At 51.5% G+C, this 21,789-nt stretch carries 19 protein-coding genes and 1 tRNA gene; 5 read left to right on the forward strand and 15 right to left on the reverse strand.

What is annotated here, in order from left to right; genetic code table 11:
* Window positions 1–253 precede the first annotated feature (253 nt).
* Entirely contained in the window at window positions 254–2,212 is a 1,959-nt protein-coding gene (locus tag J3P35_RS13625) for a KUP/HAK/KT family potassium transporter (protein WP_210465130.1), read from the forward strand.
* Window positions 2,213–2,399: 187 nt separating this feature from the next.
* Window positions 2,400–2,825 carry a VOC family protein gene (locus J3P35_RS13630; protein ID WP_210465131.1) on the forward strand — a complete coding sequence of 142 codons (426 nt, stop codon included), beginning with the start codon at window positions 2,400–2,402 and terminating at the stop codon, window positions 2,823–2,825.
* Window positions 2,826–2,869: 44 nt separating this feature from the next.
* On the opposite strand, the gene J3P35_RS13635 is transcribed toward J3P35_RS13630, so the two are convergent.
* Together J3P35_RS13635 and J3P35_RS13640 are read right to left on the reverse strand one after the other, a co-directional pair.
* Window positions 2,870–3,271, reverse strand: coding sequence for a GlcG/HbpS family heme-binding protein (locus J3P35_RS13635; protein WP_210465132.1), 402 nt, complete (start codon window positions 3,269–3,271; stop codon window positions 2,870–2,872).
* 749 nt (window positions 3,272–4,020) lie between these two features.
* On the reverse strand, window positions 4,021–5,109 hold the full coding sequence (locus tag J3P35_RS13640; protein ID WP_210465133.1) for a transporter family protein: 1,089 nt from the start codon (window positions 5,107–5,109) through the stop codon (window positions 4,021–4,023).
* 367 nt (window positions 5,110–5,476) lie between these two features.
* Here J3P35_RS13640 and J3P35_RS13645 point away from each other — a divergent pair, with 367 nt between their 5' ends.
* Window positions 5,477–5,686 carry a recombinase family protein gene (locus J3P35_RS13645; protein ID WP_262897562.1) on the forward strand — a complete coding sequence of 70 codons (210 nt, stop codon included), beginning with the start codon at window positions 5,477–5,479 and terminating at the stop codon, window positions 5,684–5,686.
* Window positions 5,687–6,241: 555 nt separating this feature from the next.
* On the opposite strand, the gene J3P35_RS13650 is transcribed toward J3P35_RS13645, so the two are convergent.
* The 9 genes from J3P35_RS13650 to J3P35_RS13690 form a co-directional block, all read right to left on the reverse strand.
* Window positions 6,242–6,328, reverse strand: a tRNA-Ser gene (locus J3P35_RS13650).
* A gap of 76 nt (window positions 6,329–6,404) precedes the next feature.
* The gene (locus tag J3P35_RS13655) at window positions 6,405–7,478 is read right to left on the reverse strand and encodes an asparaginase (protein ID WP_210465135.1); all 1,074 of its coding nucleotides are present in this window, start codon (window positions 7,476–7,478) and stop codon (window positions 6,405–6,407) included.
* Window position 7,479: 1 nt separating this feature from the next.
* Entirely contained in the window at window positions 7,480–8,244 is a 765-nt protein-coding gene (locus tag J3P35_RS13660) for a TatD family hydrolase (RefSeq protein WP_210465136.1), read from the reverse strand.
* Window positions 8,245–8,334: 90 nt separating this feature from the next.
* Complete coding sequence (locus tag J3P35_RS13665) at window positions 8,335–9,426, reverse strand: glycosyltransferase (protein WP_210465137.1); 1,092 nt, start codon at window positions 9,424–9,426, stop codon at window positions 8,335–8,337.
* Between the two features lie 3 nt (window positions 9,427–9,429).
* Window positions 9,430–10,065 (reverse strand): polysaccharide deacetylase family protein, encoded by a 636-nt coding sequence (locus J3P35_RS13670; protein WP_210465138.1) that lies wholly within the window; start codon window positions 10,063–10,065, stop codon window positions 9,430–9,432.
* Between the two features lie 233 nt (window positions 10,066–10,298).
* A complete protein-coding gene (locus tag J3P35_RS13675) occupies window positions 10,299–11,522 on the reverse strand; it encodes a PP2C family protein-serine/threonine phosphatase (RefSeq protein ID WP_210465139.1) in 1,224 nt (407 codons plus the stop codon).
* 195 nt (window positions 11,523–11,717) lie between these two features.
* Window positions 11,718–11,975 (reverse strand): hypothetical protein, encoded by a 258-nt coding sequence (locus J3P35_RS13680; protein WP_210465140.1) that lies wholly within the window; start codon window positions 11,973–11,975, stop codon window positions 11,718–11,720.
* On the reverse strand, window positions 11,972–13,102 hold the full coding sequence (locus J3P35_RS13685; protein ID WP_210465141.1) for a glycosyltransferase: 1,131 nt from the start codon (window positions 13,100–13,102) through the stop codon (window positions 11,972–11,974). Before J3P35_RS13685 ends, J3P35_RS13680 begins: the two co-directional genes overlap by 4 nt.
* Window positions 13,099–14,097 (reverse strand): lysylphosphatidylglycerol synthase domain-containing protein, encoded by a 999-nt coding sequence (locus tag J3P35_RS13690; protein WP_317195386.1) that lies wholly within the window; start codon window positions 14,095–14,097, stop codon window positions 13,099–13,101. The genes J3P35_RS13685 and J3P35_RS13690 overlap by 4 nt, the downstream gene beginning before the upstream one ends.
* Window positions 14,098–14,100: 3 nt before the next feature.
* Between J3P35_RS13690 and ruvC the strand changes: the two genes are divergently transcribed.
* A complete protein-coding gene (gene ruvC, locus J3P35_RS13695) occupies window positions 14,101–14,673 on the forward strand; it encodes a crossover junction endodeoxyribonuclease RuvC (RefSeq protein ID WP_210465143.1) in 573 nt (190 codons plus the stop codon).
* 96 nt (window positions 14,674–14,769) lie between these two features.
* Here ruvC and J3P35_RS13700 read toward each other — a convergent pair whose 3' ends face one another.
* Window positions 14,770–15,180 (reverse strand): HIT family protein, encoded by a 411-nt coding sequence (locus tag J3P35_RS13700; RefSeq protein WP_210465144.1) that lies wholly within the window; start codon window positions 15,178–15,180, stop codon window positions 14,770–14,772.
* A gap of 11 nt (window positions 15,181–15,191) precedes the next feature.
* Complete coding sequence (greA, locus tag J3P35_RS13705; protein WP_210465145.1) at window positions 15,192–15,665, reverse strand: transcription elongation factor GreA; 474 nt, start codon at window positions 15,663–15,665, stop codon at window positions 15,192–15,194.
* A gap of 267 nt (window positions 15,666–15,932) precedes the next feature.
* Between greA and J3P35_RS13710 the strand changes: the two genes are divergently transcribed.
* Entirely contained in the window at window positions 15,933–16,856 is a 924-nt protein-coding gene (locus J3P35_RS13710; RefSeq protein ID WP_210465146.1) for a Ppx/GppA phosphatase family protein, read from the forward strand.
* 309 nt (window positions 16,857–17,165) lie between these two features.
* Here J3P35_RS13710 and ppk1 read toward each other — a convergent pair whose 3' ends face one another.
* Together ppk1 and gyrB are read right to left on the reverse strand one after the other, a co-directional pair.
* Entirely contained in the window at window positions 17,166–19,268 is a 2,103-nt protein-coding gene (ppk1, locus tag J3P35_RS13715; RefSeq protein ID WP_210465147.1) for a polyphosphate kinase 1, read from the reverse strand.
* 158 nt (window positions 19,269–19,426) lie between these two features.
* Window positions 19,427–21,382, reverse strand: coding sequence for a DNA topoisomerase (ATP-hydrolyzing) subunit B (gene gyrB, locus J3P35_RS13720; RefSeq protein ID WP_210465148.1), 1,956 nt, complete (start codon window positions 21,380–21,382; stop codon window positions 19,427–19,429).
* Window positions 21,383–21,789: the final 407 nt, after the last annotated feature.

Consider the following 21,789-nt stretch of genomic DNA (forward strand, 5'->3'; position numbering starts at 1 on the left):
CACTACTTATCTCCTAGGCTTTTATGTCTGGGGCAACGCGCTGCTCAGGTTAATGTGGGATGATTTCTGGCAAATGGTAGAGACCCAATTTTCCCGCAGAAGACCTGCCGGTGAACTTGTTCGCCTTTGTCAGTTCCTCCCTGGCTGTCTTTCTGAATCTGCTGTGTAATGCCTTCGAGCCTGTCACACGATACCAATTACAGGATTTTCAGTTACATTGCGCAGGATTCAAGGTTCACCTATTTAGAAACAAATGGAGATCAATTCGACCCATTCATATGCACACAATCGGCTTTCAGTTGGGGGGCTGCTCATCGCCCTCGGTATCATCTACGGCGATATCGGCACCTCTCCCCTTTACGTAATGAAAGCCATCATCCTGAGCGGAGGCAACATCATTAACCAGGACCTGGTCTACGGGGGCGTTTCCTGCGTCTTTTGGACGATTACCCTGCAAACCTCGGTCAAGTATGTACTCCTGACCCTACAGGCCGATAACAATGGGGAGGGAGGCATCTTCTCTTTGTACACTTTGGTACGTCGCCGGGCCAAATGGCTTATTATCCCGGCCATCATCGGGGGCAGCGCCCTGCTGGCGGACGGCGTGATCACCCCGCCCATCTCGGTTTCCTCCGCCATTGAGGGGCTCCGGATCATCAACCCCGACATCCCTACGGTGCCTATCGTGATCACCATCATCACGCTCCTTTTCGTCGCTCAGAGTTTTGGCACCCAGATCGTGGGCAAAGCCTTTGGCCCGGTCATGTTCATCTGGTTCGCCATGCTGGCTGTGCTGGGAATGCACAGCATCTTCTCTCACCCGGAGGTGCTGCAGGCCGCCAACCCCCTTTACGCTTACCGGCTTCTGGCGGAGTACCCAGGCGGTTTCTGGCTGCTAGGCGGTGTGTTCCTCTGCACCACCGGGGCCGAGGCCCTATACTCAGACCTGGGCCACTGCGGCCGGGACAACATCCGCGTCAGCTGGCTCTTTGTCAAGCTATGCCTGCTGCTCAACTACTTCGGCCAGGCGGCCTGGCTTATGCAGCACGCAGGGGAATCCGTCTCAGACAAGGTCAATCCTTTCTATGGACTAATGCCCGATTGGTTTTTGCTCACCGGGATCGGGATTGCCACCCTGGCCGCCATCATCGCCAGTCAGGCCCTGATCACGGGTTCCTTCACCCTTATCGGGGAGGCGATCCGCCTCAACCTCTGGCCCCGGGTACGCCTTCGCTACCCCACCGTGGTGAAAGGGCAGCTCTATGTGCCCAGCGTCAACCTGCTGCTCTGGGCAGGCTGCGTGGCCGTGGTGCTCTACTTCCGGGAGTCTGAGAACATGGAGGCCGCCTACGGGCTGGCCATCACGGTGACCATGCTGGCCACCACCGTCCTCATGGTCTATTACCTGAAGCTCAGAAAGGTATCCAAGGTCCTCATCGGGCTTTTCCTGGCAGTCTACCTGACCATCGAGGGCTCTTTCCTGGTGGCCAATCTCATCAAGTTCCCACACGGCGGCTGGGTGTCGGTGGCCATCTGCATGGCCCTGGTGACGGTGATGTATATTTGGTTGCGGGCCTTCTTCATCAAACGGCGGCTCACCGACGAGGTGCCCCTTGACCGGTACGTGGACGCCCTCAAAGAACTGAGCGAGGACCAATCCATCCCCAAGTACGCCACGCACCTGATCTACATGACCGGGGCCGAGCGGAGGAACTACATCGAGTCCAAGGTCATCTACTCCATCTTCCAGAAGCGGCCCAAGCGGGCAGACATCTACTGGTTTCTGCACGTCTACACCACCGATGAGCCCTACACCATGGAGTACAAGGTCCACCACATCGTCCCCAATGACGTGATTAAGGTAGACTTCCGGCTCGGCTTCAGGGTGGAGCAGCGTATCAACCTCTATTTCCGGAAGGTGGTGGAGAACCTGGTGGAGAACAAAGAGGTGGACATCACGAGCCGCTACGAGTCGCTGAGCAAGCAGAAAGCGGTGGGCGACTTCCGGTTCGTGGTGCTGGAGAAATACCTGTCTCCGGAAAATGATCTGCCTTGGCAGGAGAACCTGGTCATGCGGGCACACTACAACATCAAGGATCTGACTGCCTCTGAGGACAAGTGGTTCGGGCTGGACACCAGCTCCGTGAAGGTGGAGAAGGTGCCGCTCATTATCAACCCTGTGAAAGAGATAGAGTTGAAGCGGGTGATTTGAGCGAAATTAAACCAATATCTCCTTTTCAGTTAGCCGCTTAGAACCGGAATGAGACTATCTAAGATGATTCTTTATCCCCAGGTAGATGAAAAGGGCAATCTTGTTAACTTCAGCCCTTGCGTCCTCCTTCTGTTCGGGCTACGCATGCATGGCATTGATCTAAAACCAACCTAACCAGCAGGAAACAATGAAAAAAGTAACAGGTATCGGCGGTATCTTCTTTAAATGCAAAGACCCCGAAAAAATGAGGGAGTGGTACCAGGAGCATCTTGGCCTGAACACCAGCCAATACGGGGCGGTCTTTGAGTGGCGCCAGGGCGCGGACAGTACCAAGAAGGGGTTCACGACCTGGAGCCCCTTCAAGGAGACGACGAAGTACTTTGAGCCTTCCGCCAACGATTTCATGGTAAACTACCGAGTGGCTGATTTGGAGGCCTTATTGGAGGAACTGAAGAAAGCCGGCGTCATGATAGTGGACCAGATTGAGACCTACGATTACGGCAAGTTCGTGCATATTCTCGATGCGGAGGGGAACAAGGTGGAGCTATGGGAGCCAAATGACGAGGAGTATGAGAAGCTGGGAGAGCAGCTCAACAGCCCAACAACGAAGTAACACACCTTGGTGCCTAGCTACCCGGTACTGACCCTTACCGGTAGCTAGGCCATGGCATTTATCCCCGCCTGGGCCACCGTATGGTCGTTCTCCACCGTGCTGCCGGACACCCCGATGGCGCCGATGACCTCACCGTTGCTACCCAGGATCGGGAGTCCGCCCGGGAAGGTAATGAGCCCGCCATTAGAGTGCTCTATGTTGTAGAGGGGGCCGTTGGGCTGCGAGGCCTGGCCCAGGTTACCGGTGGGCATGTCAAAGAGGCGGGCCGTCCTGGCCTTGCGGATGGCGATGTCTATGGAACCCAGCCAGGCCCCATCCATGCGGGCGAATGCTGTCAGGTTGGCCCCTGCGTCTACCACCGCGACGTTCATTTTCAGGTTCAGTTCCCTGGACTTCTCCAAGGCTGCTTGGACGACCCTTTCTGCTTGTTCTAGTGTGATTCCCATTAGGTTTGCTTTAAGGTTTCATGGAGGGTTTAAACTACGTCAGTTAAACAAAAGGCACAGGTAGCGGCCTTATTCCCTGGAAACTACAGACGCCGCTTCAGACATGCCACATCTGCGCCGGGTAAGATTGGTCCCATTTCTAATTAGGCTGATCTGAAGGTGAGAGTGGCAGGTTAAGCCAATTATCAGGCAAAAGGAGGAGTTTGGCCAATCGCCCAAGGGTAAGTCCCGCCGGAGAATCCCTCCGCCTCGGATCTGGGCTGTGCATGATTCCGCAGCAGATCTTTAGCTAATTTAGCCACAAAACAGTTGGATTCAAACCATTAAATCCATGTCACCCTTATCTGCACTTCTGTTAACTAGAATCACGAGGGGACCTGATTTAACATTACGGCTTTTGCTTGAGAGATATACTAAGTTTCATGCTCTCATAGCCAATGCCTTTATCTTCGACTTGTCTGCGGATAGGAAAAAAAACCATACCTGACGAAAACAAACCCGCACTGTCAGACCCAGAAGGTTTCCATCAGGCTAACATACCCTAACCCTTTGAATACAAGCCCCAGTACGTATACCCCTCTTCCCGATTTTTTTCCAGGTTACTTGCTCTTTCTCTTAACATTAGAACCATTTATAGGCCGGGTGGGAACCTCTATTGGCTTTGATATCCCTACCAGAACAAGGAAGGTACCCCATCTTGGGGAGCCTTTTTGCCTGGTGCAGATGAACTGCAACTGTTGGCTAATAACTTATAATTTAAGGGAGAAGCCGACATTGACGGCATAATCAGAGAAAGCTGCGTCGCCATGCGTGTAGTTGCCAGTTTGGGTAGTAACTTCCTTGTCCGTCACGCTTTGCAGACGGTCCCGCTTAAAGGCAACAGGTACGGTTGCAAAGAAATTGAGTTTGTTGATTTGGTAGCTTACGCCCGGCTCAACGGACTGCACGTAGCCTGGACGGCGGAAACCTTTGCTGCTGCCGAAGACATCTTCCACTGGGACGCCTTCCATTCTGGCGCCGACAGAGGCGACCACTCCATGAAGCTTTCCTGTGAAACTGTGGCTCACCCCTAACCTTACCATATATTGATCAGGTACACTAGTAATGGCCTCGTTAGCACGCAAAGGAGAAAGTGTTTCGCGGAAGGTGCGCGTTCCGTTCTCGCCTCTCGGGTTGAAGAGGTAATACACATTGCCATAGGCGCTGAAGTTACTGCCCAGCAAGTAGTATCCGTTTACCTCCGTGATAGCGCCTACACCGCCATCCCCTAGTTGTATCGACTGGTCAACAGGCCGTACTTCTTCACCTCCGTCCCGACCTACGTTGTAAAAAGTGTCTTTATAGTTGTAGTTGCCTGTTGGTAGCTTCACACCCAGGCCTAGTTGCAGGTTGCCTTTTGAAGCTTTCTGAGGGTCAAGCATCCATCTGTAAGCTGTAACTCTCGCGTCGCCAATGCCTGCCGAGTTGGTGTTGTGCCTTTCAGTTCTTCCATGCTCATAAAGCGATGACCGCTCGTTGGCCAATAACGGGAGGCCAACGCTCATGGACCACCTGGTGTTAAAGTGACGAATCAAGGAAACGTCTAAACTGTGCTGCCAGTTGATGACTTCAGTGTTCTGCTCTAGGCGCTCCTTCTGTTCCTCATCACCTTTGAAGTGCCGGAACGACTTGAAGTAACGGTGAGCAACGTTTAGCTGCCACTTGGACTCTGCTTCTTTTCTGGGATGTTCCATAGTGCAAGACATCATTCCGTTACTCCTGATGGCCACACAGCCCTGTGCGTTAGACTGGCTATAAAAGGCTAAACAAACGGCGGCTGAAAGTAAAATTTTCTTCATAGGAGAGCGTTGAATTTACAGATCAACAGTTTGTAAGTCAGGATAATAACCTTGTATTAAGGTGGTAGGTCGAATCAGATTGAAAGATATGGTTTTTGATCATATTATGACAATATAGTGTGAAACATATTTATACTATAATGAAAAGTTATGGTGGCAAGAACCTAGCAGCTTTCTCCCGCTGTATCGCTTAGAGCCGATTATAGAGTTTTCTTTTTATTGGGGTAGAGCAACTAATTACTGCAGAGGGAAAGATTGTCAGAAATCAAATAGTGTACGTATATATGTACGTAATAAGAAATGCCTGTAAGCTGTTACCTTACAGGCATTTCTAGATCAAACTGTGGTCACGTAGGTACTGTTCCGTTTGGGCAGGGACGCCATGGATGTGCGGAGCCTCATCCTGGAACTGGCGGAGCACGGGGTCTGCACCCACGTGGTAAACCGAAACCTGCGCTCGCTGGACAAACGCAGGAGGAAGGACCACGTCACTATGATGGTGCTAGGCATCCTGACTGACCTGGCCGAAATGGAGCGGGAGACAACGGCGGAGCGGATCGTCTCGGGCCAACGGTAAGCCTAGCGACAGGGTAGCAACCATCTCCGAGGTGTATCTGTTGGATCAGACTCATTTTTAGGGATCTTTCTATTGGCACTGCAAAGGCAGGGGTTAACTCCAATTGGTACTTGGTGAAAGTCCTAAGTCGCGTTTTATTGGGGAACACACTCCTGCCGACCAGAAAAAAGCTACCGGGGCATAGCCCTATGTTGCGTCAAAATGGAAGATGCGTAGAAAATTGCGCACCCTATGACATGGCTTTATAATGGAAGAAATGAAGCAGGGAAGCAAAGGTTGTACGTGTATGCGTACGCAGTAAAAAGAAAACGCCTGGAAGAGAATGTCTGGCAGGCGTTTTTAATTATAACTGTGGTAAAAAGAAGCTGAACACCAATGTCGTCCTCCAAGAGGTACTACTTTCTTTGAAGAGCTAAGACTAGCCAGCCGTGAGGTTGTTATGTTCTAATAAAGAGATACAAGCACCTGACTGGGTCCAGAAGTGCCAGATATATGTCTGAACTAAAACTAAAAGCCCTGTAAGTTATTACTTACAGGGCTTTTGCAATTTTTCAGCGGAGAGGGAGGGATTCGAACCCTCGATACCGTTACCAGTATACACACTTTCCAGGCGTGCTCGTTCGACCACTCTGACACCTCTCCGTGATCTTCAAATTTCGGAATGCAAAGAAAGGCAGAAGCAACGGTAATTGCAAACCTTAAGCATTCAATTTTTACATTATATGCGGCAGGTCATTTCGCCACGCAGGTTTTGGGCAAGCATGCAGGCTTTCTCCTGCTGGGAAATATCCTGGGCCAACACGAACATGAGTTTTGTAACGGCAGCTTCGGTACTCATATCTGAGCCACTAATTACCCCCATTTCTTTCAGGTAGAAGCTTGTCTCGTATTGCCCCTGGTGCACCTCCCCTTCCTCGCACTGCGACACATTCAGAATGGTGATTCCGCGGTCTACGGCCTCGCGCAAAAGTTTGAGGAACCAGGGATACGTAGGCGCATTGCCGGCCCCGAAAGTCTCCAACACCAACCCTTGCAACCCCTCTGATTTCAGGATTGCCTCTACCAGCGCTTTATTGAGACCAGGAAATAACTTTAAGACCGCCACTCGGCTTTCCAGCTCCTGGTAAACCTTGAGCGGTTCTGCCGGGGGCGGCAGAATCACTGATCTGTTAAATTCAATGTCAATGCCAGCCTTGGCCAATTGCGGGTATTTACCAGAATGGAAGGCGTTGAAGTGCCGGCTTTCTACTTTAGTAGACCGGTTGCCACGCAGCAAAAGGGTATTGAAAAAGATGGATACTTCCGGCACCACCGGTTTACCGGAACGCTGAGCCGATGCGATTTCCAGGGCAGTGATCAAGTTACGGCGGGCATCGGTACGCATCCGCCCAATGGGAACCTGGGCACCCGTGAAGATGACCGGTTTGCTTAGGTTTTCCAGCAGAAAACTCATTGCAGAGGCGCTGTAAGCCATGGTATCTGTGCCGTGCAGGATCACGAAGCCGTCATAGTCCTGGTAATTCACCTGGATGATCTGCGCCAACTTGATCCAGTGCTCCACCTCAATATTGGAGGAATCAATGGGTGGATCCAGGCTGAGGACCGTGAGCATCACCTTGAACTGACGCATCTCGGGCACCCGGTGAATCACTTCGCTGAAATCAAAAGGGACTAAATGCTGGTCATCTTTGTCAGAGACCATACCTATGGTACCACCGGTGTAAATAAGCAAAATGGAAGCCTCTGGATCACGAGGAGCCGCCGTATTGATATTTACCTTTAAAAACTTCATACTATCTGGCAAAGAGGCGTTGCGCGTTGGCCGTAGTGCCCGCCGCTACCTCGTCTAGGGTCATGGACTTGATTTCTGAAACCCGGTGCGCCACAAAAGGAAGGTAAGAGGGCTCGTTTCTTTTGCCACGTTTGGGTACGGGTGCAAGATACGGACTGTCTGTTTCCAATACTAAGTGTTTTAGATCAATTGCCCTTAAAACCGGTTCAAGTCCGCCGTTCTTAAAAGTACTTACGCCGCCAATGCCCAACATAAAATTCTGGTCAACTGCAGCTTCCGCCTCTTCCACCGTACCGGAGAAACAATGAAAAATTCCTTTCAGGGTACCATCCTGTTGTTCCCTTATGATCTCAAGCGTATCCTGGAAAGCATCGCGGGTGTGCAGAATAATGGGAATCTGGTACTTTTTGGCCCATCCGCACTGAATGCGTAAGGCTTCTTTCTGCTCCGGCACAAAGGTTTTGTCCCAATAATAATCAAGGCCGGCCTCCCCTATTCCCTTGAAAGAACGTTTCTCAAACCAGGTTTCCATCTGAGTCAGCACCTCACGGAAATCCTGGAATACGTGGCAAGGGTGCAGGCCCATCAAAGAATGGCACCAGGGGTGTCGCTCCTCTATCTGGAGCATGGTCTCAATGGAGGCCAGGTCTATGTTGGGCATGTACACCTCGGACACATGGGCCTCCTGGGCGCGCTGTAGCATCTCTTCCCGGTCCTGGGCGAACTCAGGGGAGAATACATGCGCATGGGAATCTATATACGTCATGGAAAATAATCTTCTTCAACTAATTTAGTCCTGTTTTCAGGAAACTAGGGCTAAAACGCCAAAGTTAAACAATTCTAAGCGCCGTATTGCTTAATATAACCTGCCCTTCCACCTGATTTTGAATGGCAAAAAGAAGAGAACCAACAGCACCACGGTGGTCAGGAGCAGGTAAATCTCCAGGAGGAGCAGATACGTCCATTTAATGTTCCGGCCGATATAGGTCACGCACCTATCTACGAACAGACTTTGCAGCAGCACTTTCGTTAAAAAAACCAGGACCCAAACACCTATGGAAGTATGGGTGAACAAGGGCAGCCACACGGGGTAAAAAGAAGAGTGGATCACGAACAACAGCAGCATGTACCAGGGCAGGTGCACTGATCCGCGCATCCAGCGGCGGCGCTGCTGCAGCAGAGAAAGGACATTGGGGGCAGGCTGGGAAATGGCCAGCACCTCGGGGTCATAGACGTTGGCAGATTTGTAGCCTTTGGCCAGCACCTGCTTAAAGAGCTGCACATCCTCGGTGATGGAAAAGGGAATGGATTCAAACCCTCCTACCGCCTCATAGGCCTCGCGGGTCACCAGCATGTTGTTGCCCATGGTGGAAACCGGCAAATTTCTATCAGCGACCACCTGCATAAGGCCCAGGTTGTAGAGCCAGTCTAGAGCTTGTAACCGATTGAACAGTCCTTTGCTTTTGGTGGTGGTAATGCCGGTGACAATGCCCGTTTTGGGTGTAAGATGCCGCAACATAGTCTCTAACCAGCGCGGGGGCACCTCAATGTCGGCATCGGTGATGAAGAAGATGTCTGAGGTGGCCAGTTGGGCCAGTTGCGCCAGCACGTTGGCTTTGCCTTTGGTGCCCTGGATGTCATGGATGATGCCGTGGCAGGAAACGTACGGATGGTTCTGCTGATAAGCCAGCACCAGTTGCCGGGTTCTATCAGTGGAGCGGTCATCACCCACCAGCACCTCCAGTTTGTCTTTGGGGTACCGGAGCCGGTCAATAGCCTCCAGGCAAGCAATAATGTGTTCTTCCTCGTTACGCGCCGCGATGAGGATGCTTACCTTAGGATAACTGCCCAAAGGAGGCACCGCTTTGGGTTTTCTACGCCACCAAAGCCAGAGCAGCCCCAGGAAAAGGAGGAAATAGAAGGTTAAAAACCCAAAGGGAAAAACCATCGGTTACAATGTTTTGAAAGAATAGCCCAGCCCAGAGAAGTGGCGCAGCAACCGGGGCAAAACAAACCGCAGATTCCGCTCGGCTTTGAGGCTGTCGTGCATCACCACCACAGATCCCGGACCGGTGACGGAAATGGCTTTGTCCAGGCATTTCTCCGGCGCCAGCAAAGCATCAAAATCATAGGTGAGCGTGCTCCACATGACTACCTGGTACTCTGGTGCAAGCATACGCAGATGCCGCCAGGTCAGTTGGCCGTGCGGCGGCCGAAACAGCTTTTTACCGATAGGTTTAGGGCCTATTTTCTCCAAAACAGCCTGACACTGCAATACTTGGTCCAGATACGCGGCCGGCGTGTAATTCCAGGCTTTGACGTGCTGCTGGGTGTGGTTGGCCAGCACGTGCCCTTGCGCTATCACTTGCTGCGCGATTTCTGGGTGGCGCTCCAGGTTTTCACCTACACAGAAGAAAGTAGCCTTGGCATTGAAAGCGGCCAGCTGCTCCAGCACATAAGGTGTCACCTCTGGAATCGGCCCGTCATCAAAAGTGAGGAAAATGGTTTTATCAGAAACGGGGCGCCTCCACCAAACTTTCGGGAACAGCCAGGGCAAAACGGGTGGAGTTCTGTAGAAGCGCAGCACGTGGTAGCGTTAGTTTTCTGTTATACTCCGGAAAGGTGAACTGTAAACGAATGCCGGGGAATCCGGTGAATATTTCAGTTGTTAAAAGCTAAATTACCCCTGCTTTTCAGACTTATGGTAAGTTTTTGTTTTCAGGCCGATTTTCAAAAAACGACCCTAAAACACCAACGCGTTTGCACTTACCCGGTTTAAACTTTTACTTACAAGCAAACACCTAAACCAATCACTTTCTGTTATTTAAATCGACAGGAAAGCAACGTGATATCATCATTAAAGGAGGTACCGCTGTTGTAAGTGTTCACTTCCTGCAGCAGCTGCCGATGAATGTTTTTGGAGCTCACGTAACGGCAGTTCTGCAGCACTTTGATGGTGTTCTCAATCCCGAATTCGTCTTCCTCCTGGTTGAACACCTCGGTGAGGCCATCTGTGTAGCAGAGCACCAAGGAGTTGTGTGGCACGTGCACGGTAGTCACCGGCAGAAAAGGCAGCTCGTCAAAAATCCCCAGCATGGTACAGCCTTCCTCCAGCAAACGGTAGGTGTTGTCCTCGTAAAGCAGGATAGACGCATTGTGGCCGGCATTCACGTAGCTGAGCTCGCGGGTGGTGCGGTTATAGATGGCCAGAAAGCAGGTGATGAACTTCTCGGCGATGGCATTGCGGTAGATAAGGTCATTCAGCTCGCTTACGATGGTACTGAGGTTGGTGGTTTGCCGCAGAATGGTACGCAGACCAGCCTGGAAATTGGACATCAGCAGCGAGGCTGGCACCCCTTTCCCCGATACGTCGGCCACGCAGAATAGGAACTGGTCTTTATCAATAGGCACGAAGTCATAGTAGTCGCCCCCGATGGAAGAATGCGGGATGTAGGTGGCGTGGATGGCCACATCCTGGTTGTTGGGCAGCGATTTAGGGAAGAGCATGTTCTGCACCTCGCGGGCAATCTCTATCTCCTTGCGCATAGCTTCCTGGGTAAGGCGGTGCCGCTCCAGGCGCCGGTTTTCCATGGCCACCAGAATGATGTTGCTGAGCGTCTGCACAAAACTCAAGGCGCCCAAAGTGGTATAGTAGGCATTCACGTTCCCGATCATCACAAACGCCAGAATACGGTTGTTGTGCATGATGGGAATAACGGTCTCAAAGTCGTGCCAGCGGCGGTCAATGTCCAGTTTGGCCAAAGAGGTGATTTCCCGCAGGTCGGTGATCTCCTCGGGCAAGGCCATCTCCCTGAAATTATGCTGCGTCCCGAAACTAACTTTACACTCCCACTCCTCGTCCAGCAGGAAAAGAGAAAGGCGCCGGATATTCAGCTGCGCGAGCAAAGTGAAATGGTAGATTTTGTACAGCGCCTCCTCGGGTAGGTTGTTGTTAATGGCCTTGGTGATTTCCAACAGGGCAGCCAGTTCCAACTTCTTCAGGTTCAATTCCTGCTCAACTGTAGGAAAATTTAATTCAGACATCTGTTCTAGACATTATCGGTCTCTCTGCTTTGCAAAACCTATGCAAGTTACAACACCCGCTTCAGATACTTAACGCAGAGACTGTAGATTCATTTTTAGCCCCTTAGGTTTTCACTTGCCGGCGGCTCATTTGGCAAGCGCTGTTTTCGTTTTGGGTACAGTTTAAATGAAACAGGCCAAAACCGGATTTGTTTTCTACCTTGAATTATGGGTAAGCAAACCTTCTTTGGTAGCCAGGAAAAAGTAACGGTGCCCTTCCCGTGCAAAATGGTCTGGGTCAAAGGGAACCTCCGTATCCTGATCTGGGAAAAGGCACTTGATGTAGTTCATACTGATCAGCCCCCGCAGCGCCTCGCGCAGTTCAGGCTCGGGCAACCCCAGTTCCTGCTGCAAGGCCTCAAAAGAGGTCACAAAATAAAGTTCATCTATGATATTGAATTCCTGGTCTGTCATGCGGTTCTCAGTTGGCGGCCTTTCCAATGGTACTTTCCCCGGAGGCCCAAAACAGCCGTTAAAACGATGTAAGGAACGTACACCAGTTGTAGCAGCCACAGCAACGAAAGTAACCGCTTTTTACCAAATAAGCCTAGCACCTGCTGCAAAAGTAAGGCATCTGGGACTATTTTTGTGGTAAGTACGATGCCTCCCAGCCACCACGGCCAGTAATTAAACACCGCCCCGAGTAAAACCACCAGCACCGATATATTTGCCCCCAGCACCACTACCGCCAGCACCTGCGAAGACCAGGATTGGTAATATTTCCATTTACTGGCCCACCTCACCCGCTGGTGCAGAAACTGGCTGACCGTAGCGGCCGGCGGCGTCTGCACTACTGCTTCACCGGCCTTCGCGAAGGTAATCTGTCCCGGGTACTTTTGATGGATCTTGTGCAGCAGGAACTCATCATCACCGGAGGGTACCTGTTCATTTCCCTGGAAGCCATTCACCGCAAAAAAAGCGGCTTTCTCGTAGGCCAGGTTGGCGCCGTTGCACATGGTGGGTTTCTGCACCGCAATAGACGCTGCTCCTACCCCTATCAGCGCCGAGAACTCCAAAGCCTGCAGTTGTTGCCATAAGGTTTGGGTAGGCGCATACATTACCGGTCCGCTGATCATCTTAGGGTTTTCAGACTGCCTGATCTGGTTGAACGTCTGCAGCCACTGCGGCGAGAGCCGGCAATCACCATCCGTGCAGGCAATCCAATCGCCTTGGGCGTGCCGGATGCCTATTTCCACGGCGGCCTTTTTCTGCCTCTTTCCCGGAAAATTGGCTAAAAACAATAATGTAAGAGACATACTGGTCTGGCCCTGGAATTGCCTTACCAACTCCGGGGTGGCGTCTTCTGAGTGATCATCCACCACAATGACTTCATAATGGGAAGCGGGGTATTGCTGCCGCTCCAGATCCTGCAGTAGGGAGATGATGTTCTGGCCCTCGTTCCGGACGGGGATGATCACGGAGAAAAAAGCCGGAGGCGTGTCTGGAGAAAGCTTAGGAATCGGAATTTTCTTCCAGGCGTACCAACCACGCAAGATTGCCGAGGCGTACACGCTTACCAAGAAGAGGGCCAGCAGTATCAACGGGAATTGGAGAGTTTAAGCGGCAGCACAAAGATGAGCCCCACCGCGCTGGGGATGGCGATGTTCATGGTCCACAAAGAAAGGCTGGCACCCAGCACCAAGAGTTGATCCTGCCCCATGAGCCCGAAAAAGTGCATGGCCGAGAGTTCGCGCATGCCAATATCCGCTAGGGCGTTGATAGACGGCACCACTGATTTCATTAGAAACGTGCCCGAAACACCCCACACGTATTCCTCTACCGAAAGATGCACCCCAAAGGCCCATAGCAGAGAAATGAACTGCACCATGAACACCAGGTATCGGGCTCCAGAAATAAGCAAGGTTTTGGTCAGCTCAGCGGAGGAATATGTGCCGATGACGGAGAAATAATGTACCCAGCGCCGCAGAAAACCTCCCCGCTCCAGCAACCCAATGGCCCACTGGAAACTGAACAGCAAGGCCAGCGCCCAGCCGTTCACCAGCAAAAGCGCCAGCAACACAGAAAAGCCTACCGGCGAGGCCAGCGGCACATAGTACTTGAACACGAAATAAGCGATAGCCCCGGAACCCATGAGAACCGTGGCGAACAGCTGGCACAAGCGCCCCAACAGAATGGCCCCGATGGCATCGGCCCGGTCTTTCCGGTGCATGGTAAGAATACGACCGGCGTAGTCTCCCATACGGTTGGGCGTCACAAACCCTAAGGTAAGTCCCACCAGAACGGCCCGATACGCTTTAAGGAAAGAGATTTTTTCGAATTTCTGGGAAAGAAACTGCCATTTAGAGGCTTCCACACCCCAGTTCACTGGCAGCAGCACGGCAGCAAGGAATAAGGCCGTGCTTTTGGTATCCCAGATTTGCCTGAGAGTTTGGAAAGAGAAGACACTGTGGGAACTGGCTTCCAGAATGGCTTGTCGTAAGTAGTAAAGCGTTAATCCAAAAACAACCAGCTTGCCCAGCCCCACCAAAAGACGCCGTGATACCAGCACTTTGCCGGATTGTTTGTAATTTTGCACTTCATGATTCATTCTACCGCAGTACTTCCCAATAATAAGTTAATCTTAGGCGTAGACCCGGGCACCAACGTGATGGGCTATGGCCTCATTGAAGTGAACGGCTCCAAAGTGACGGTGCTTCAGTACGGCGTGCTTCAGCTTAAAAGTTACGCCAACCATGCCGTAAAGCTGAAGAAAATCTACGACAGCACCCTGCGCCTGATCACTGAATACCTCCCTGATGAAATGGCCATTGAGGCGCCGTTCTTCGGGACTAACGTGCAGTCCATGCTAAAGTTGGGCCGCGCCCAAGGAGTGGCCATTGCCGCCGCCCTCTCCCGCGACATCCCTTATGTGGAATACGCCCCAAAGAAAATAAAACAATCTGTGACCGGCAATGGTAACGCCTCCAAAGAACAGGTGGCCGCCATGCTGCTGCAGATCCTCAAGATAAAAGAGGCCCCCAAATTCCTGGATGCTACCGATGCCCTGGCCGTGGCCCTCTGTCACCATTACTCCCAAGGCGCCAACCAGAAAGCTGGTGGCAAATCCTGGAAAGCCTTCCTCACCGAGAACCCCGACCGGATGGCCAAGTAGCCGCTGGTTCATTTATCCCCTAAAAACACATCAGCCGTTTAGAGCCCCTTTTCCTAAAAGAGCCTCTAAACGGCTGATTATTTTAAGGAGCTACAATTAGCTTCCTGCCTCAGTTTTAAGTGCCTGCCTGATTTTACCGGCAATCTCCTCCATCTCTGTGGCCTCAAGTTTGAGTTTGGGGTGGCTGAAGTTCATGTCTGAAATCTGGTTGATGGGCACCAGGTGCACGTGGGCGTGCGGAACCTCCAACCCAATCACGGTTACGCCTATTTTGGTGCACGGAATGGCTTTCTTCAAACCGATGGCTACTTTCTGGGCAAACTTGTGCAGGTCAGCCAGGGCCTCTGGGTCCATGTCAAAGATGTAGTCAACGGGTTCTTTAGGGATGACCAGCGTGTGGCCTTTCACCAGGGGAAACACGTCCAAAAACGCCAGAAAACGATCGTCTTCCAGAACCTTAAAGGCGGGAATTTCGCCCCGGATGATCTTAGAGAAAATGGTTTCCATAGCCCTTCTGATTAGCGCGAAATCTCCAGAATCTCGAACCGCAGTTTACCGGCCGGAACGGTGATCTCAGCAATCTCCCCTACCGATTTGCCCAGCAATCCTTTCCCGATGGGTGACTTCACGGAGATCTTGCCCGCCGCCAGGTTAGCCTCTTCTTCTGCTACCAGGGTGTAAAGCATTTCCATGTTGTTGTTCAGGTTCTTGAGCTTCACTTTGGAAAGGATCAGTGCCTTGGAAAGGTCAAGGTTAGACTCGTCAATAAGACGGGCGTTGCCCAATACTTCCTCCAGTTTGGATATCTTCAGTTCCAGGTGCCCTTGCGCATCCTTGGCCGCGTCATATTCAGCGTTCTCACTCAGGTCCCCTTTGTCACGGGCTTCCGCCAACTGGCGCGCCACATCGGCCCGGCCTTTAGTCTTCAGTTCATGTAACTCTTCCTTGAGCTTCTGCAATCCTTCTGGGGTGTAGTAAGATACTGTTGCCATATTTTTAATGGGTTAGTACAATGGTTAAAAAAGAAGAACGGCCTTCCTGTCTGGAGACCGTTCTTATGCTAAGGTATCACATTTTTTCCAAACTACATGCATCACAAGCATAATTTTGCGCCCAAACTACATCTCCCAGAACCCTCCTTTAAAGCAATCCCACACCTAAATTCTGAAGGCGATTTTTACCTGTTTTGAAAGAAATCTGCTAAAAACCCTGCCTAGTTTGTAACAAAATTTGACTTTTGGGCCTATGTTTACAATCATATGTCAGAAGCCACAGAACCATTTCTAAAACTGGCCGCCATAGATATAGGGTCTAACGCGGTCAGATGCCAGATATCCAACGTCTTCCGGTTTGAAGACCACACCCTCTTTAAGCGGGTAGAGTACATCCGGTACCCCATGCGGCTTGGGGAGGATGTTTTCGCCAAGGGCATCATCACCCGGCCCAAGGCCGAGAAGTTCATGAAGCTCCTGCACGGCCTCTCCCTCATCATGCAGGTGCATGAGGTGCAGGATTTTATGATCTGCGCCACCTCTGCCATGCGTACGGCCGCCAATGCCCAGGAAATCATTGATGAGATCCATGATAAACTGGGCCTGCACATCCAGGTCATTGACGGTACCACCGAGGCCGATCTCATCAACATGGTGATCAGGCAGCAGCTGGACGACCGCAACTACCTGCACATTGACGTGGGCGGCGGCTCCACGGAGTTCAACATATATGTGAACCGTATGAAGGTGGCCTCGCAGTCATTTGAGCAGGGATCCATACGTCACATGCAAGGCGAGGACTCCTTAGAGATCTGGCAAGCCATGCAGGCCTGGGTGACCGAGAAGGCGCGCATGCACCATGTGCACCACGCCATTGGCACCGGGGGTAACATCAACAAGATTTATGACATGGCCAAGCTGGCGGGTAAACCCATTCTCCGGGACCAGATTGAAGCCATTGTGCAGGAGATTGCCAGCTACTCTATGGAAGAGCGGGTAAAGGTGCTCCTCCTCAATGCTGACCGCGCTGATGTGATTGTGCCGGCCGCCGAAATCTACCTATCGGCCATGAACTGGGCTAACCTAGAAAATATGCTGGTGCCGCAGGTGGGCTTGAAAGACGGTATGCTGCAGTCTCTGTACGAACGCCACCAAGGCGCCACCCAGCACCATTTCAAGCTCGATTTTTAGAAATCAAGACTGAACCAGAACAATATAAGTACCTATGCAAATTGTAAAACAATGCTCCCTGAGGATAGAATAGCGATGTCAACCCGAGAGATGGAATTGGTGTTGAAATCTACAGGAAAAATGAGCTTGTGGTAGAAATCTTTAGAGTTGTTGGAAGAAAGCATTTCAATATTCAGAAAGGAAATCCTTGAGAATTAATTGATTATGACAAACTGAGTTAAAGAAATTAAAACCCAATAATACCACTAAAAAGAGGAGGGGCTGTCATGTTATTATGACAGCCCCTCCTCTTTTTTATAGAACCGAATTTTAAAACAAACAGGTTTCTACTTCTACATCGGTGGAGAGATGGAAGAACTCGCGGTGCATGTTGAAGATAGGCTCACCATCGGCAGGTTGGCGTTTGATGTAGGAGCCGTCCTCGCGCATGATGTAGGAGTTCTGGTTGTCCATGAGGTTGTAGCGCAGGATGTTGGTGGCCTGGCGTTTCAGGTCTTCGTGCACAATGTAGAACAAGGCCTCAATGCGGCGCTCAAAACTGCGCACCATAATGTCGGCGCTGCCGCCCAGCACCTGCGGATTTCCGTTGTTGTGGAAATAAAATAAGCGTGCATGCTCCAAGTATTCACCCACGATGGAGCTCACCTGGATGTTCTCGCTCAAGCCTTCGCGACCGGGCCGCAGGCAGCAGATACCGCGCACGATGAGCCTGATCTGCACCCCGGCCTGGGAAGCGGCGTAGAACTCGTCAATCACCTCTTTGTCCTCCAGCGAGTTGATCTTGATCACGATGCCCGCGGGTAAACCAAGTTCGGCATTGAGACGCTCCTGCCGGATTAAGTCAATCAGCTGCTGCCGCATATCCTTTGGCGCCGTGATCAGGTACTCGTAGTTTTCGGGGTAAGAGTGCCCGGTGATTACGTTGAAGAATTCAGACACGTCATGGCCGTACACGTCATCGGTGGTCAGGAGGCTGATATCGGTATAGGTGCGACTCGTGGATTCATTGTAGTTTCCGCTGCCTATGTGTACGTAACGCGTCACCTTCTCCCCTTCCTTCCGGATGATCATGAGCATTTTGGTGTGCGTCTTGTACTTGCTGATACCGTAAATCACGAAACAGCCGGCCTTTTCTAGCTTCTCCCCTTCGCGCAGGTTGCGTTCCTCGTCAAAACGGGCCTTTACCTCAAGCAGCGCCGAGACGTGTTTCCCGTTTTCAGCGGCTTTAAGCAAGGCTGCGGTTACGCGGGAATTATCCGCTAAGCGGTAAATGGTCTGCTTGATCCCCAGCACGTACGGGTCCTCGGCGGCTTTCTCCAGCAAGGTTACTACGGGCTCAATGCTGTTGTACGGGTGGTGCAACAGCACGTCATGGTGCTTGAGGTATTCAAAGATATTGTCCATGGCCCCGGGCGGCAAGCTGGGCGCCGGAATTGGCGCTGGTGGGCGCTGAATCTTGTTCGCGAAATGCGGGTGCCGGATGATCTGCCAAAGTGATTTAAGGTCAATAAGCCGATCAATGGAAAAGATGTTGCCGTTGTCAATAGACCAGCGCTCTTTAAGCATTTTTAACACGTACGGAGAAGGTGTGCGTTCTACCTCCATGCGCACCACACGGCCTTTCTTCCGGTTCTTAAGCTTTTGTTTTACCTCCTGCACAAAATCCTGGTCCATGTCATCGCTTTCCTCCAGCGTGAAATCACCGTTACGGGTGATCCGGAACAGGTTCACCGACTCGATCTCCACGTTGCGGAAGAGCTTATCCATGTTCCAGCGGATGATCTCCTCAATAGGCACGAAGATGATTTTGTTTTTGCGCGAGATTTCAAAAAAACGGGTCAAATTCCCGGGTATCTGCACAAAGGTGGTACGGCTCTGCTGCTTTTCTTCCTCAGAGGTACGGGTGACTACCGCAAAGATGAGCAGTTGGTTCATCATGAGCGGGAACCCGTGGTAAGAGTCATACACCATGGGTGTAAGCAGCGGATAGATGGTGTTCTTGAAATAAGAAGCCGCCTTGGCCTGCTCAGACTCGGTGAGGTCCTCTACGTTGCAGATGTTGAAACCGTGCCGGTCAAAATCAGGCTTTATCTCCTCGTAAGTCTGGCATTGGTCTCCCACAAAGCGGTGGGCCAGATCCAGCAGTTTTTTCCGGAAGGGCAGCTCCCGCAAGCCTGAATAATCCACGCGCTCTTTCCCGAAGTCAATATAGTTGTACAAGCTGCCCACCCTGATCATGAAGAACTCATCCAGGTTGGAGGAGGTTATGGCCAGAAACTTCATTCTATCAAACAGGGAGGTGTTAGGATTCTTTGCCAGATCCAACACCCTGTAGTTGAAACGCAACCAGCTAAGGTCGCGGCTAATGTAGTTACTTCTCCGGATTTGCTCCGATGCCTTGATTGAATTCATACCTGGTGGTCAACTTCTACTTTTCTGTGCTTCTTTATACGTAATTACGTGTAGCTACGTGAATCTCTTGCCTTGCTAATTAACGGCTTTCTCTGCCCAAGCGCAACAGAAAAGCCTGCATAAAGCAGGCTTTCCTTTGCAATATCAAAAATCGGGCCTTAAACGTCTACTTTGGCGTATTTGGCGTTGCGTTCAATAAAATCACGGCGCGGGGCTACCTCGTCACCCATGAGCATGGAGAACAGGTGGTCAGCCTCAGCGGCCGATTCCACAGACACCTGCTTTAAGCTGCGGGTATCTGGGCGCATGGTGGTTTCCCAGAGCTGCTCTGGGTTCATCTCACCCAAACCTTTGTAGCGCTGTACGCCCACGCTCTCGTCTTTACCTTTGCCAAGCTCGGCAATGGCCTCAATACGGTCTTGCTCAGTCCAGCAGTAACGCTCTTCCTTACCTTTCTTCACCAGGTACAGCGGCGGCAAGGCAATGTACACGTAACCGCTGTCAATAAGGTCACGCATGTAGCGGAAGAAGAACGTCAGGATAAGGGTTCTGATGTGGGAACCGTCCACGTCCGCATCCGTCATGATGATGACTTTGTGGTAACGTAGTTTAGCCATGTTTAGGGCCTTCTCATCTTCCGGGGTCCCGAAGCTCACGCCCAGGGCGGTGATCATGTTCTTGATCTCCTCGTTCTCGTAGATGCGGTGCTCCTGGGCTTTCTCCACGTTCAGGATCTTACCGCGCAGCGGCAGAATGGCCTGGAACTTACGGTCGCGGCCCTGCTTGGCCGAGCCACCCGCAGAGTCACCCTCCACCAGGTACAGTTCGCAGTTCTCAGGGTCAGAGTCCGAGCAGTCAGCCAGTTTACCGGGTAAGCCTGAGCCGCCCATCACGTTTTTGCGTTGCACCATCTCGCGGGCCTTACGGGCCGCCAGACGCGCCTGCGCCGCCAGAATCACTTTCTGGATGATGATCTTCGCTTCTTTAGGGTTTTCTTCCAGGAACTGGTTCAGGATCTCTCCTACCACGGTATCCACGGCACCCATCACATCTGAGTTACCCAGTTTTGTTTTGGTCTGGCCCTCAAACTGCGGCTCCTGCACTTTCACCGAGATCACGGCTGTCAAGCCCTCGCGGAAGTCATCGCCTTGGATCTCTACCTTGGCTTTCTCCAGCATGCCAGAACGCTCAGCATACGCCTTCAACGTACGCGTCAAGGCTCTACGGAAACCGGCCACGTGCGTACCGCCCTCGTGGGTGTTGATGTTGTTGACGTAAGAGAAGATGTTCTCTGTGTAAGACGTGTTATAGTTCAGGGCAATCTCCACGGGAATACCGCCTTTCTCGCTCTCTACGTAGATGGGCTCCGGAATAAGGTTCACCCGGGTTTCCTCCAGGTAGGCCACAAACTCGCGCAGACCGCCTTCAGAATAGAAAGACTCGGCCAGGTATTCGCCCGGGGTCACTTCCTCACGCAGGTCGGTGAGGTTGATTCTGATGCCCTTGTTAAGGAAAGCCAGTTCGCGGAGGCGGCTGGCAACTGTTTCGTATTTGTATTCGGTAACGGTGAAGATGCTGGCATCTGGCTGGAAGTGAACAGTAGTACCTCGCTTGTCAGTAGTGCCAATCTCGCGCACCGGGTAAGCCGGCACCCCAATATTATAGTGCTGCTCGTAAAGCTTGCCGTTGCGGTGAACGGTTACGTGCAGGTCTGTAGAAAGGGCGTTCACGCAGGATACCCCTACCCCGTGCAGACCACCGGATACTTTGTAAGAATCTTTGTCAAACTTTCCGCCGGCGTGCAACACCGTCATTACCACCTCCAGGGCCGAGCGGCCCTCTTTCTGGTGGAAGTCTACCGGAATACCCCGGCCATTGTCTGAAACGGAAATAGAGTTGTCTGTGTGGATGGTGACGCTGATCTCGTCACAGTGCCCGGCCAGGGCTTCATCTATGGAGTTGTCTACCACTTCCCACACCAGGTGGTGGAGACCTTTGATGCCGATATCGCCGATGTACATGGCGGGCCGTTTACGCACCGCCTCCAAGCCTTCTAGCACCTGGATACTGTCTGCGGAATAGGCGGTCATGTTGTTTTGTTCGATGTCACTCATTGAGTTTTCGGTGGATTATTAACATGCAAAAATACCAAATTTTATCGGGTTTTGCCAGCTTCTACACCTTAAATATAGGGGTACTTTAATTATTTATTCAACTAAGTTTTGCTTCTCCCGTTGTGACTCAAAGTCATCTGGCTCCTCTTGACAAAATTGTATTTTAAGGCTGCTTTTTTAAAATTTGTACTAAAACATCATACTTCATTTGACGATATTTTTATCTACTGGCTAAACGTCCAAAGGAGAACGTCCTCTACGGCCTTTGTATTTCCTTTCAGATTCCGAAACTTTTGGATTCTCAAAATGTGCCACTTTTGCAAAAACAGCCCTAAAACAATATTGGCTGCTAAAACCAGGGGGTTCTCTCCTTTTCTATAGGCCTTCAAAGCCTCTCCACTGTATTT

Origin of the sequence: Rufibacter roseolus (assembly GCF_017916365.1) — a bacterium.
Classification (GTDB): Bacteria; Bacteroidota; Bacteroidia; order Cytophagales; family Hymenobacteraceae; genus Nibribacter; species Nibribacter roseolus.

Coding starts and splice junctions, on each gene's coding strand:
- J3P35_RS13700 (WP_210465144.1), bottom strand. CDS start 15,180: ATGGAAACCATTTTCTCTAAGATCATCCGGGGCGAAATTCCCGCCTTT.
- J3P35_RS13625 (WP_210465130.1), top strand. CDS start 254: ATGGAGATCAATTCGACCCATTCATATGCACACAATCGGCTTTCAGTT.
- J3P35_RS13665 (WP_210465137.1), bottom strand. CDS start 9,426: ATGGTTTTTCCCTTTGGGTTTTTAACCTTCTATTTCCTCCTTTTCCTG.
- greA (WP_210465145.1), bottom strand. CDS start 15,665: ATGGCAACAGTATCTTACTACACCCCAGAAGGATTGCAGAAGCTCAAG.
- J3P35_RS13635 (WP_210465132.1), bottom strand. CDS start 3,271: ATGGGAATCACACTAGAACAAGCAGAAAGGGTCGTCCAAGCAGCCTTG.
- ruvC (WP_210465143.1), top strand. CDS start 14,101: ATGATTCATTCTACCGCAGTACTTCCCAATAATAAGTTAATCTTAGGC.
- J3P35_RS13710 (WP_210465146.1), top strand. CDS start 15,933: ATGTCAGAAGCCACAGAACCATTTCTAAAACTGGCCGCCATAGATATA.
- J3P35_RS13680 (WP_210465140.1), bottom strand. CDS start 11,975: ATGACAGACCAGGAATTCAATATCATAGATGAACTTTATTTTGTGACC.
- ppk1 (WP_210465147.1), bottom strand. CDS start 19,268: ATGAATTCAATCAAGGCATCGGAGCAAATCCGGAGAAGTAACTACATT.
- J3P35_RS13660 (WP_210465136.1), bottom strand. CDS start 8,244: ATGACGTATATAGATTCCCATGCGCATGTATTCTCCCCTGAGTTCGCC.
- J3P35_RS13655 (WP_210465135.1), bottom strand. CDS start 7,478: ATGAAGTTTTTAAAGGTAAATATCAATACGGCGGCTCCTCGTGATCCA.
- J3P35_RS13675 (WP_210465139.1), bottom strand. CDS start 11,522: ATGTCTGAATTAAATTTTCCTACAGTTGAGCAGGAATTGAACCTGAAG.
- J3P35_RS13630 (WP_210465131.1), top strand. CDS start 2,400: ATGAAAAAAGTAACAGGTATCGGCGGTATCTTCTTTAAATGCAAAGAC.
- J3P35_RS13640 (WP_210465133.1), bottom strand. CDS start 5,109: ATGAAGAAAATTTTACTTTCAGCCGCCGTTTGTTTAGCCTTTTATAGC.
- gyrB (WP_210465148.1), bottom strand. CDS start 21,382: ATGAGTGACATCGAACAAAACAACATGACCGCCTATTCCGCAGACAGT.